11 protein-coding genes are annotated in these 12,131 nt (G+C 36.5%); 7 read left to right on the plus strand and 4 right to left on the minus strand.

The window, feature by feature from the left end; genetic code table 11:
- Window positions 1–17: 17 nt before the first annotated feature.
- On the plus strand, window positions 18–1,580 hold the full coding sequence (locus ACM6HU_RS23110; protein ID WP_016116632.1) for an amidohydrolase: 1,563 nt from the start codon (window positions 18–20) through the stop codon (window positions 1,578–1,580).
- Between the two features lie 97 nt (window positions 1,581–1,677).
- Here ACM6HU_RS23110 and ACM6HU_RS23115 read toward each other — a convergent pair whose 3' ends face one another.
- Window positions 1,678–2,481, minus strand: coding sequence for an NAD kinase (locus ACM6HU_RS23115; RefSeq protein WP_016116631.1), 804 nt, complete (start codon window positions 2,479–2,481; stop codon window positions 1,678–1,680).
- Between the two features lie 194 nt (window positions 2,482–2,675).
- Here ACM6HU_RS23115 and ACM6HU_RS23120 point away from each other — a divergent pair, with 194 nt between their 5' ends.
- The 5 genes from ACM6HU_RS23120 to ACM6HU_RS23140 all read left to right on the plus strand — a co-directional run bounded on the left by ACM6HU_RS23120 (window position 2,676) and on the right by ACM6HU_RS23140 (window position 7,171).
- Complete coding sequence (locus ACM6HU_RS23120) at window positions 2,676–3,314, plus strand: DUF2953 domain-containing protein (RefSeq protein ID WP_016116630.1); 639 nt, start codon at window positions 2,676–2,678, stop codon at window positions 3,312–3,314.
- A gap of 9 nt (window positions 3,315–3,323) precedes the next feature.
- Entirely contained in the window at window positions 3,324–3,719 is a 396-nt protein-coding gene (ytfJ, locus tag ACM6HU_RS23125) for a GerW family sporulation protein (RefSeq protein ID WP_006096135.1), read from the plus strand.
- Between the two features lie 134 nt (window positions 3,720–3,853).
- Window positions 3,854–4,354: a thiol peroxidase gene (tpx, locus tag ACM6HU_RS23130; RefSeq protein WP_003201032.1), complete on the plus strand. Its 501-nt coding sequence runs from the start codon at window positions 3,854–3,856 to the stop codon at window positions 4,352–4,354.
- A 341-nt stretch (window positions 4,355–4,695) separates the two neighbouring features.
- On the plus strand, window positions 4,696–5,685 hold the full coding sequence (locus tag ACM6HU_RS23135) for a class I SAM-dependent methyltransferase (RefSeq protein WP_016116629.1): 990 nt from the start codon (window positions 4,696–4,698) through the stop codon (window positions 5,683–5,685).
- A gap of 292 nt (window positions 5,686–5,977) precedes the next feature.
- Window positions 5,978–7,171 (plus strand): acetate kinase, encoded by a 1,194-nt coding sequence (locus tag ACM6HU_RS23140; RefSeq protein WP_016116628.1) that lies wholly within the window; start codon window positions 5,978–5,980, stop codon window positions 7,169–7,171.
- 22 nt (window positions 7,172–7,193) lie between these two features.
- Here ACM6HU_RS23140 and ACM6HU_RS23145 read toward each other — a convergent pair whose 3' ends face one another.
- Window positions 7,194–7,631, minus strand: coding sequence for an NUDIX hydrolase (locus ACM6HU_RS23145; protein ID WP_016116627.1), 438 nt, complete (start codon window positions 7,629–7,631; stop codon window positions 7,194–7,196).
- 107 nt (window positions 7,632–7,738) lie between these two features.
- Here ACM6HU_RS23145 and ACM6HU_RS23150 point away from each other — a divergent pair, with 107 nt between their 5' ends.
- Window positions 7,739–8,572, plus strand: coding sequence for an EcsC family protein (locus tag ACM6HU_RS23150; RefSeq protein ID WP_016116626.1), 834 nt, complete (start codon window positions 7,739–7,741; stop codon window positions 8,570–8,572).
- A 30-nt stretch (window positions 8,573–8,602) separates the two neighbouring features.
- On the opposite strand, the gene ACM6HU_RS23155 is transcribed toward ACM6HU_RS23150, so the two are convergent.
- Window positions 8,603–9,253: a YitT family protein gene (locus ACM6HU_RS23155; RefSeq protein WP_016133280.1), complete on the minus strand. Its 651-nt coding sequence runs from the start codon at window positions 9,251–9,253 to the stop codon at window positions 8,603–8,605.
- Window positions 9,254–10,184: 931 nt separating this feature from the next.
- Window positions 10,185–11,969: a C39 family peptidase gene (locus ACM6HU_RS23160; protein WP_414848479.1), complete on the minus strand. Its 1,785-nt coding sequence runs from the start codon at window positions 11,967–11,969 to the stop codon at window positions 10,185–10,187.
- Window positions 11,970–12,131: the final 162 nt, after the last annotated feature.

Below are 12,131 nucleotides of genomic sequence, written 5' to 3' on the forward strand. Positions count from 1 at the left end.
AGAAAAGGGGTGAGAAGATGGGGGAGATTTGGTTCGGCGGACATATTTATACAATGAATGAAGAGAACGAAATGGTTGAAGCTGTTTATGTAGAAGATGGGGTGATTATAGATACGGGTAATAAAAAGGACTTAGAGAGTCGTTATGAGTCTGAGAAGGTGCGGAATCTAGAGGGGAGAACGATGATTCCAGGCCTTGTGGATAGTCATATGCATCTTATTGGGCATGGAGAACGACTGCTCCGTTTAGACTTATCCGCTTGTACGTCTTATAAGGAAATGATTGAGCTTGTAGCTGAACGAGTGAAAGAAACAAGATTAGGTACATGGATTATTGGCGAAGGCTGGAATGAAAATAATTTCACAGATACCAAAAGCGTCCACGTTCGTGATTTAGATGCCCTTTCTAAGGAGCATCCCATTTTATTAAAGCGTGTTTGTCGTCATGTGACATGGGTGAATTCTTACATACTCGAAAAAGCAAATATAACAGCAGAAACGTCAGACCCAAAAGGTGGAAAGATTGGGCGTGGAGTATCCGGAGAACTAACAGGCCTGTTGTATGAACAAGCGCAAGAATTAATTAAGCATGTCCAGCCGGAAATTGATGAAGCTTATTTGCAAAGAGCGCTACAAACAGCCATTCAAGATTGCTGGAAATATGGATTAGTAGGTGGGCATACAGAAGACTTAAATTATTACGGTGGTTTTCAAAAAACGTATAATGCATTTTTACACGTAATAAAGGAAATGCCATTTAAAGCTCATTTGCTTGTACACCATGAAGTCGCACATGAACGCAAATATTATGGGACCGAGCACTATATTGAATTTGGCGCAATGAAAATTTTTTCAGACGGTTCCTTTGGCGGACGAACAGCACTATTAAGCGAGCCATATGAAGATGCGAAGGAAACAAATGGAGTAGCTATTTTTTCTCGTGAAGAGCTCGCGGAATTAGTGAAGAAAGCACGTAATTTACGGATGCCAGTTGCGATTCATACAATCGGTGATTTATCCCTTGAATATGTAATTGATGCACTGGAGTTATATCCTCCGGCAGAGGGGCTGCGTGATCGTATTATTCATTGTCAGCTTGCTCGTGAAGAGTTAATACAGCGGATGAAGCATTTGCAAGCTATTATTGATATTCAGCCTGTATTTGTCTCATCTGATTTTCCATCTGTTATTGAAAAATTAGGAGAGCATCGTCTTCGTTATGCGTATGCTTGGAAAACGTTACTCGGCGTGGGATTACATTGTTGCGGTGGATCAGACGCGCCAATTGAACAAGTAAATCCGTTTTTAGGAATCTATAGTGCAGTCACGCGGCGAAGTTTTATTGATGGAACATGTTACATACCTGAAGAGAGATTAACGGTATATGAAGCAGTTTCCTTATTTACGGCTGGAAGTGCTTATGCGATTGGTAAGGAAAATAAGCGTGGTAAAATTGTTAAAGGATATGAAGCTGATTTTACTATCATGGACCGTGACATATTTGAAGTTGAAGCAGAGGAAATAAAGGATATTCAAGTTACTATAACTATAATAGATGGTCGAATTGTATATCAGAAATAATATTGGTGTTTCGACACAAGATATGAATGTTTCTGCAAAAAAACGACATGTGAATCATGAAAAAAGAGTGCTGGGAAACCCCTCAGCACTCTTTTTTCTATAAAAACGTTCTCTGTACTTTTTCCCAGAACGAATTATTTTTTAGTTTTACTGTTTTAATTTGTTTATCACTTAAACGAACGACCGCTTTTTCCACTTGTTTAATGCTAAGCGCTTCGTTATCCATGCCGATAACAGGGTAATCATTACCGCCCGGAGTAAGCTTTAATGTTAATGTACGTTCATGGTTTAAGATAAACGGTGATCCAAGTGTACGGTATGTGTTGTTATTTAAAGAAGCAAGTTCGCTTATTTGGAAGCATGGAATTAATGGGTCAACAACCGCACCATGCAATGACTTATTATATGCTGTACTTCCTGTCGGTGTAGAAATAACTAGACCGTCTCCTCTAAATGTCTCGAAATATAAATCATCAACATGCACATCCACTACAAATGTTTTAATGATACTAGAGCGTAAAGAAAACTCATTTAAACAATGGAAAGATGTCCCCTGATCAACATCTATTTGGATTGTTGGATATTTTCGCACTTCAATTTCATTTTGTGTAATTTCTTGAAGGGCTGTATCGACATGGTCAATATGGAAATCACAGTAGAAAGAAATTTCATCTTTCGTAGAAACTCCTGCATATAAGCAATCTTCCCTGAACCCTGTTTTACGAACGGCTTGTAAGAAGGTGCCGTCATCTCCAACACTGACGATAGCGTTTGCATTTTTTGGATGATCTAATATGGTAAATCCATTTCCCTCTAAAATACGATATATTGGCTTCATTTTTTCGACAAGCGTAGCTTTGTCATCACCATAAAAGAAAAATAAATTGCGACGATCTGCCATTGTGTATCCCTCCATTGCAGTCAAATTTAGCGTTGTGCTCCACTAGAAAAAATTCTGATGGTATGCTCAAATAATATATTTCGATATAAAATGTCAAAATCCCTCTTTGTTTTTAGAAAAATTCCTATATTCAATTTTATTGCGAATTGTTTAATCCTGTTTGAACCTGTCGATAATGGATATGGAGTGAAAGGATGGTACGTATGAAATGGCTTGTAATTGGAATTGGCATTTTTCTCTTGCTCATTTTATTTATACTATTGTCGAAACTATCGCTTAAAGTGACGTTTTTATATTCAGAAATGGAGAAACAATGTCTATTTCAAGTGAAAATATGGATGATTCGATATACATTTGATGTGCTGGAAAGAATTGAAAAACAGCAAAAAAAGACTGGACAAAAAATTGAAAAGGCAGAGAAAGATGGCGGTATGGAAAATAAAATCATGGCGCAGCTTGATAGTATCGGGGAACTGATAAAAAGGCTTCAAGAGATCCATACTATCATTAAAGGTTTTCTTAAAAAAGTGAAAATCAATAGCTGGAAATGGCATTCACAAATTGGAACGGGTGATGCAGCTAGCACCGGAATTGTCACTGGATACGCATGGGGAATAAAAGGAATGACAGCCGGGGTCTTGGGACAATATACGCATGTTATTGATATACCGGAGTTTGAGATTACACCTGTGTTTCAAGGGAAGGGATTTGCATCGAAAGGTGAATTAACAGCTTCCTTTCGTATATATCGTGCCGTAACAACAGGAGTGAAATTACTCTTGTTTATGAGAAAACAAAGATCTGGTATAACAGAAAAATCCGTACAAGCATAGGGGGATAAAATGGACCATCCAATTCAAGGTTTAATGACAACTGCAATGCAGCATTTAAAACAAATGACTGATGTAAATACAATTATTGGCGACCCAATTAAAGCAGCTGACGGAAGCGTCATTTTAACAGTTTCTAAAGTAAGTTTTGGGTTTGCTGCTGGTGGGAGCGAATTTGGAAAAGTAGAGAGCTCTGGTCGTCATCCATTTGGAGGCGGGAGTGGTGGCGGTGTTTCAATTAACCCTGTTGCTTTTCTCGTTATAAATGGACAAGGCGTAAAAGTGTTACATTTAGATAAACAGACACATGTGATTGATAAAATCATTGAGTTAGCACCACAAGCTGTTGATAAAGTGAAGGAAATGATGGAGAAGCGAAAAGGCGATGAACCAGAATTTGAAATCTAACAGCGAAAAGAAGCTAATCGGTTGATTAGCTTTTTTATTTTTTTGTAAATAAAGCGATTTTGTTTGCATTCTGTATAGGGACAAACTATCATTTACAGTGTACATATTTTGTTTAAATAAGGGAGGATTTTCAAGTGGCAAACGTAACTTTTAAAGGTAACCCAATCACTTTAGTTGGAACAGAAGTTAAAGTTGGCGATCAAGCGCCAAACTTCCAAGTATTAGCAAATGACTTATCTCCAGTAAGTTTAGAAACATACAAAGGTGAAGTGAAATTAATTAGTGTTGTACCATCTATCGATACAGGTGTATGCGATGCACAAACTCGTCGTTTTAACCAAGATGCAGCTGGTATTGAGAACGCAAAAGTACTAACAATTAGTGTGGACTTACCATTCGCTCAAAAACGCTGGTGTGCAGCAAACGGCTTAGAAAACGTAGCAACACTTTCTGATCACCGTGACCTTTCATTCGGTGAAGCTTACGGCGTAGTAATGAAAGAGCTTCGTTTACTTGCTCGTGCAGTATTCGTAGTAGACAGCAACGACAAAGTAGTTTACGTAGAATACGTAAGCGAAGGTACAAGTCATCCAAATTATGAAGCAGCATTAGAAGCAGCAAAAGCTGCGAAGTAATGAAGACGACCTCTTATAGAGGTCGTTTTTTCTTGTCAGGCGTGTTGTATATTGTCGAACGGTCGATATATTTGAAAAAGCGTTGATATAATTTAGCGGTCTCATGACATAGAGGCTGCTTTTTCTATTGGGGGAAAATTAGATTACCCCGCATTAACGGGCAGTAAATCTCCTACCTTAAGGTGCAGTAACACAAAGAAGCTAGTTGGAGATAAACTGTCCGTAAATGCCCGATTGGTGAGGCTAATAATCAGTGGGGATGAAGAAACCTCCTCACTGATTAAAGTTTCACTTTATGGTATGATATAAGTTATGTGTAATTGACAGAAGGAGGAATGTATGTGAGTCAGACAGTAGAAACATTATTTTCTATTTTTGATTCTTCTACCGTAATTTTACGTAAAGAATTGGATGTAACATATTTAGAAGCGCTTGTGGAAACAGGGGATAACCTGTTTGAAGGGGCGATTCTGCAAGAAGAATTATCTGAATCAACAATTGAACGGTTGAATCGTGAATATAGTAAGTTTAATGAAGAAACATATAAAAGCGAGGAAATTCGCAAAGCATTTCAGCTTGCCATTTTAAAAGGAATGAAAGATGGCATACAAGCCAATCATGAAATGACGCCTGATGCAGTTGGGATGTTTATGAACTATTTGTTCCAGAAATTTATGAAGGATCAAAAAGAAATTATTGTTTTAGATCCTGCTATTGGAACAGGGAACTTAATGACGACAATTTTTAATGGTGCCCAAGAAGGTACAACGATAAGCGGATTTGGTGTAGATGTGGATGATTTACTTGTTAGACTTGCTTTAGTGAATGCGAATTTACAAAAGCAAGCAATTGAGTTGTTCAATCAAGATGGACTAGCGCCGCTTTATATTGACCCAGTAGATGCTGTTGTTTGCGATTTACCGATCGGTTATTATCCAAACGAAATCGGTGCAAGTGAATATACTTTAAAAGCAGATGAAGGCATGTCTTATGCACATCACTTATTTATTGAACAAAGTGTGAAGCATACAAAAGAAGGCGGCTATTTATTCTTCTTAGTACCAAACTTCATTTTTGAAAGTGATCAAGCACCAAAACTTCATGCTTTTATTAAAGAAACAAGCTTTATTCAAGGGCTATTACAGCTTCCTGTTTCCATGTTTAAAAACGAGAAAAATGCAAAAAGTATACTTGTTCTCCAAAAGAAGGGGCCGGATGTAACGATGCCAAAACAGGCGTTATTAGTGGAATTACCTAAGTTTTCCAATATGAAGGCGATGGAGAATATAATGACTCAATTAAATAGCTGGTTTGCAACACATAAGTCATAACATATGTAACAGAGGTATTGATTAATGTAATACAGTTTTGTGTTATGTGTAGGAACTTTTAATGTATACAAGATAAAACTGAATTTTTTTGAAATCTGTAATATATATTTTTTCTTGGTGTTACAATTTTTTCACTTGAAATATATGTCGGACGATGTTTAAATTAAACTCGTGAGTATAAAATTTACTGAGAATGAAACGTTTTCATATTTGGTAAATTTAATCAGATAAAATCGAGCGGTTTGTGGTCTCATCCACACAACTACCAAGAGAAAAAGGGGCGAAAGACTAGATGTCAAAAATCATCGCGATTAATGCAGGAAGCTCTTCATTAAAATTCCAATTGTTTGAAATGCCAAGTGAGAAAGTATTAACAAAAGGTTTAGTAGAACGTATCGGTTTAGAAGATAGTATCTTCACAATTACTGTGAACGGTGAAAAACAAACAGAAGTTACAAATATTCCAGATCATGGAGTAGCAGTTAATATGCTTCTTAACAAATTAACTGAAAATGGAATTTTGAAATCTCTTGATGAAATTAGTGGTATTGGTCATCGTGTTGTACACGGCGGTGAAAAATTTGATGATTCTGCTGTAATTACTGACGAAGTATTAGCAGAAATTGAAAATTTAAGCGAATTAGCACCACTTCATAATCCAGCACACGTTGTTGGTATTAAAGCGTTCCAAGCAGTACTTCCGAACGTACCAGCAGTTGCAGTATTTGATACAGCATTCCATCAAACAATGCCGGAAGAATCTTTCTTATACAGCTTACCATATGAATACTATGAGAAATACGGCGTTCGTAAATACGGTTTCCACGGAACTTCTCATAAATATGTAACACAGCGCGCAGCTGAATTATTAGGTCGTCCACTTGAAAGCTTACGTTTACTTTCTTGCCACTTAGGTAACGGTGCAAGTATTGCTGCTGTAGAAGGCGGAAAATCTATCGATACTTCTATGGGCTTCACTCCACTTGCTGGTGTAACAATGGGTACACGTTCTGGTAACATTGACCCTGCGTTAATTCCATACATTATGGAAAAAACAGGACAATCTGTAGAAGAAGTTCTGAATGTATTAAACAAGAAAAGTGGTATGCTAGGTCTTTCTGGATTCTCTAGTGACTTACGTGACATCGAACAAGCGGAAAAAGAAGGAAACCACCGTGCAGAAGTAGCGTTAGATGTATTCGTAGGACGTATTCATAAATATATCGGTTCTTATGCAGCTCGTATGAAAGGTGTAGACGCAATCATCTTTACAGCTGGTATTGGAGAAAACAGTGCTCTAATTCGTGAACGTGTATTAGAAGGCCTTGAGTTTATGGGAGTATACTTCGATCCAAAACGTAACAACATTCATGGCGAAGAAGCATTCATCAACTTCCCACACTCTCCAGTAAAAATTATCGTAATTCCAACTGACGAAGAAGTTATGATTGCTCGTGACGTATTACGTCTTGGAAACATTGGTTAATATATGTAAAAAAGACGGGATCCTATAGGATTCCGTCTTTTCTTTTTGTGGCAACAAATTTTGTTAGTCCATTTGGATACAATACTTTTTCTTGGTTCAGAAATGCTGTAATCGGAATCCACGTCGCATATGTATTGGGTTCTCCGTCTATAATAGGAATTGTTTTGATCTCATAAAGCGATGTATCTACAAAATGAAGAGAATACAATTGAATGATCTCATGGCCGATTTCTTCGTTTGAGTAAAAGATATTTTCAAGACATCCTAAGTAAGTTGTAATTTCTACTTGTGCATTAAGTTCTTCCTTAAATTCACGAATCACTGTTTCATCTGATTTCTCTCCAAATTCAATAGAACCGCCGAGTGGTCTGTAATACGTTTCGCTTTCCGTAAGATACTCTTGAACGAGAATTCGTTCGTTGTGAAGTACAATTCCAAATGCCTTTGCGCGTGGGTACATATAATCCCCCCATGTACTGGATAAATATATGTTTAGTCTATCAGATTTACAAAGAGAAACCGGAAATATGTTACAATAGAAAAAAATTGAGCGAGGTGGTTGTTACGATGCGATCAAAGCGAGAACAAGCCATTTTACAAGAGGTTAAAAATTGGGAAACGCAATTGTTAGAACAGGAGTCTACCGATTTTCAAAAGATGTTTGATAAGTGGTTGCATGCTTCAGTTGCGAAAGTTCCAGAGAAAAAGCGAAAAGAGTTTTTTGCAAAAGCGGACGGAGGGTTATTCCATCTCCATGCATTGATTCAAAGCTCACAATCACAACTTGATGCACGGAATCGTATTTTAGGAACGGCACGATTGTTTGATGAATCGATTGAACAGTTGGAAGAATTGAAAGAGTTATCCATAGATCAATTAACATATATAGCCGAGCAGCAGACGGCGCGTCATCGTTTATATTCTTTCGTGCAGGGAGGAGCAACCGGAGTAGGTGGTTTGTTATTATTGACAGCTGATTTCCCTGTCATGATTGCGTTAAATGTAAAGGCGGTTCAGCTTATTGCAACATCGTTTGGTCATGATGTGAACAAGCCTTATGAAATGATGCTCGCTTTAAAAGTATTCCATGCTGCGTTGTTGCCAACAAGGCTTCAGCAATATGCTTGGTATAACTTGCTTCAGGAGTTAGAACAAGAAGATTTGTTCTTTTATGAAGGGGAAGAAAAAGTGTTAAAACCAGCTTCTACAGAAGTGGTGTTAAAACAAATTTTGAAGACTTTTTCTATTTATGCGCTTCGTCGTAAACTCTTTCAAGGTATTCCTGTGTTAGGAATAGCGATTGGCTCTACGGTGAATTATCGTCTAACGCGGAATGTAACAGAGTTTGCAAATAGATTCTACCAAGTTCGTTACATATTAGAGAAAGAAAAAAGAGCATGAAAAAAGCGAGAGGCAGAGGCCTTTCGCTTTTTAGTTTGTTGCATGTTGTTTTGACATTGGAATAGATACTGTTTTCTTTTCTGTTTTTGGATAATAAATTAAATCCAATGTTTTTGCCTGCACGGCAATTGAAAGAATAGTAAAAGCAATTTCTGTCCAATTTAAATAATATAATGAAAGTGCAAGTACGATCGCATCAAAGACGAAGAAAATCTGCCCAATTGTAAAGTGAGTTCTTTTACTTAGTACAATTGTTAAAATATCGTCTCCGCCGGTTGCACCACCAAATCGTAATATAAAACCGAGTCCAATCCCAGCTAGCGCGCCGCCAAGTACTGCGGCTATCCATAAATGATTTGACAAATCTACTGTAAATGGAGAGAAATTTTCCATTAAAGAATAGAACACTCCGAATGAAATCGAACCCATAAATGAATAACCAACCATCTTCTTACCTAAAAATGTAGCACATAATAAAATGACCGGGATATCCATCAATACAGTTGAAATTGACGGTGAAATATCAAAAAAGTTTTGGATAAATAGCGCAATTCCTACAAAGCCACCTTCAGTTAAGTGGTTTTGGAAATGAATGTGATATAGTGCTGCTGATAAAATAAATGAACCGATTAAAACCATAAAAATTTCTTTAATAATTTGTCGACTTTGGATGTTCCTCATCGTTATTCCTTCTTTCCGTAGTTAGTAGTTCTTTTCATCTTGTAAACTAACTACGAGCCCATGTAGCCTTTAGTTAGTTTACATCAAACTAACTATGCTATATGTCGCTGAAGAAATAACGAATAATCCTCTCGTCCATCAATTCTCCCTACTTTCGTTTTAGTTTAAGTCTAAAAACGACTAAACAAAACTTGGAGTAGGATTTGTTATTTAGCAATCCTGCCCTCTTCTTTGTTTTGTTTAGCAATTATCAATGGGACTTAAACAAAACGCTATGTGTAAGAAGAGTCTTTTCGTTGCCAAATTATCCTTCGGGCAATCATAATTTCCCCACTCTCGTATTTTTTTCGCTAGACTAAAGGATCTGAGCTGAAAAAATACGCTACGTGTAAGATTCGTCAATTCGATGCCACATGCTCCTTCGAGCGATCATGATATCTAAATCCTTTCTGTAAAAGATTTTATATTATTATATCATACTTTCAAAAAATGTATGCGGATGGAAACCGACAATAAACGAAGAAAAACCTACATAATTTGCGGTTTTATAGCGATTGAATTTTCATTCTTATATATTTTTGTAGAATAGTCTTGTTTGTTCAGGATTCATAAGTAATAAGTAGGTAGTAATCGTGAGAGTGACGACAAGTTATGAATAAGGAATAGGGGGTGAACATAAGGTGGAATTTTGAATCATGGCGAGACAAAATTATTCTTTTTGCTGATTTGTATTGCTTTTATCTGTTTTGTCTTTAAAAAAAGCCTCCCAACTAATTACACTAAGAAAAGTGAGAATAATAATGACAAAAGCATTCATGAATTTGATGCTCCTTTCAAAATCTATTTTATTCATTATATGGTATAAATGAGTAAATTTACAAAATAAAAGAGATAAAATGAATTTCATTTTATCTCTTTTTGTTTGTATTCACTACATACTTAATGCTTTTTTACCCATATAATTGTAGCTGCTGATAAATTTACTTTTTAGAATTTTAGCCCCTTTGCCACGTCTAAGAGGATCATTAATATATACATAATCATTATCATACCCAGTGACTAATACTACGTGCATATCAAAGTCAGCTTGTATAACTTTCCCTGATAAGGTTTTCCAACTCTGAGGGGATACCGGATGTGAAAAAGATGCTGTAATCCAAGTTACAACCGGTTTTCCTTGTGCTAATAAACGCTCAATTTTAGAAAAATCAGAGCCTGATAAATCGATACCGCTGTTTGTATAACGATCTAATAATCTTTTTAATGGTGCGGGGTCAATAGAATAACCAGGAGATGCGCCTGTTACATCTCCAACAAATCCAACTGAAGGATCTCCCCACGTTAAAATAGATCCAGCACTTTTTATCATGGGTGTAGAATCAACAGGTAATTGTTTAGCTAGTGTTAGCTTGTCTACATTATGTCCGTGATATTTTAGCATCATTGTCATTGAAACAACTTCGCATCCATTATGTAGCTCAGGTAGTTGGAAAATCATCGGAGCATCTAAATACACAGATTCTTTTTTCATTACTCCATCTTCATATAAGTAATACCATTTTCCGCTATCTTGGATCCATCCAGTAGCCATATTTCCGGCATTATGAAGATAATACCAGTCAACTCCATCAAAATACCATCCAGTAGTCATTACGCCATTAGATTGAAGAAGGTACCAAGAGCCGTTAATCTTCGTCCATCCAGTAGCCATATTCCCGGCATTATGAAGATAATACCAGTCAACTCCATCAAAATACCATCCAGTAGTCATTACGCCATTAGATTGAAGAAGGTACCAAGAGCCGTTAATTTTTGTCCATCCAGTAGCCATATTCCCGGCATTATGAAGATAGAACCAGTTAACGCCATCGAAATACCACCCAGTAGTCATTACACCATTAGGCTGAAGAAGGTACCAAGAGCCGTTAATTTTTGTCCATCCAGTAGCCATATTCCCGGCATTATGAAGATAGAACCAGTTAACGCCATCGAAATACCACCCAGTGGTCATTACACCATTAGGTTGAAGGAGATACCAAGAGCCGTTAATTTTTGTCCATCCAGTAGCCATAGCACCATTGCCATGTAGGTAATACCAGCTACCTTGGTCATATTTCCATCCTGTTACTTTCTCATTATTTGAGTAATAGTACCAAGCATTTCCTTCTTTAATCCATCCTTCTTTTTTGTTTTTCTCTTCCTTGTTTGTATTTAATTCAGTTTTACTTTCTTGAGTTTGTTCTTTTGTAGCGGGAGCTAGACTGTTTTCTTGAGCTTGCTCTTTTTTATCGGTAGTTACATTATTTTCTTGAGCTTGCTCTTTTTTATCGGTAGTTACATTATTTTCTTGAGCTTGCTCTTTTTTATCGGTAGTTACATTATTTTCTTGAGTTTGTTCCTTTTTATCGGTAGTTACATTATTTTCTTGAGTTTGCTCCTTTTTATCGGTAGTTACATTATTTTTTTGAGTTTGTTCCTTTTTATCGGTAGTTACATTATTTTCTTGAGTTTGCTCTTTTTTGTCAGTTGAGACATCGTTTTTTTTTGAAATATCGTCTATGAATTCATCTGTTTTTAATGTTTTTGTTTGTTCGGTTGCTTTGGAATGGTCTTCTGTATGAAGGGGAGTTTTACTTATTTCTGTGTTTGCATAACTATGTATGGGAGATAACAATAAAGCACTAGATAAAATGATAATTGGAAGCTTTTTTTTCATATTTACAATCCTTTCTGTATTTACCTGATAAATAGATAGCTAGTTTTATTAAATTACTAGTTTTTAATATACATCTAATTTGGAACGTTTTTCCTATTCCTGTACATGTGCATCATGATACAATAAAAAACTTTTGAATGCGAGAAATTTTTTATGAAAGAA

This window comes from Bacillus sp. IT-79MI2 (assembly GCF_949768135.1).
Classification (GTDB): domain Bacteria; phylum Bacillota; class Bacilli; order Bacillales; family Bacillaceae_G; genus Bacillus_A; species Bacillus_A pseudomycoides.

Excerpts from the sequence above, each read along its gene's own strand:
- ACM6HU_RS23120 (WP_016116630.1), top strand. The coding sequence starts at position 2,676 with ATGGTACGTATGAAATGGCTTGTAATTGGAATTGGCATTTTTCTCTTG.
- ACM6HU_RS23150 (WP_016116626.1), top strand. The coding sequence starts at position 7,739 with ATGCGATCAAAGCGAGAACAAGCCATTTTACAAGAGGTTAAAAATTGG.
- ACM6HU_RS23145 (WP_016116627.1), bottom strand. The coding sequence starts at position 7,631 with ATGTACCCACGCGCAAAGGCATTTGGAATTGTACTTCACAACGAACGA.
- ACM6HU_RS23140 (WP_016116628.1), top strand. The coding sequence starts at position 5,978 with ATGTCAAAAATCATCGCGATTAATGCAGGAAGCTCTTCATTAAAATTC.
- ACM6HU_RS23110 (WP_016116632.1), top strand. The coding sequence starts at position 18 with ATGGGGGAGATTTGGTTCGGCGGACATATTTATACAATGAATGAAGAG.
- ACM6HU_RS23155 (WP_016133280.1), bottom strand. The coding sequence starts at position 9,253 with ATGAGGAACATCCAAAGTCGACAAATTATTAAAGAAATTTTTATGGTT.
- ACM6HU_RS23160 (WP_414848479.1), bottom strand. The coding sequence starts at position 11,969 with ATGAAAAAAAAGCTTCCAATTATCATTTTATCTAGTGCTTTATTGTTA.
- ytfJ (WP_006096135.1), top strand. The coding sequence starts at position 3,324 with ATGGACCATCCAATTCAAGGTTTAATGACAACTGCAATGCAGCATTTA.
- ACM6HU_RS23115 (WP_016116631.1), bottom strand. The coding sequence starts at position 2,481 with ATGGCAGATCGTCGCAATTTATTTTTCTTTTATGGTGATGACAAAGCT.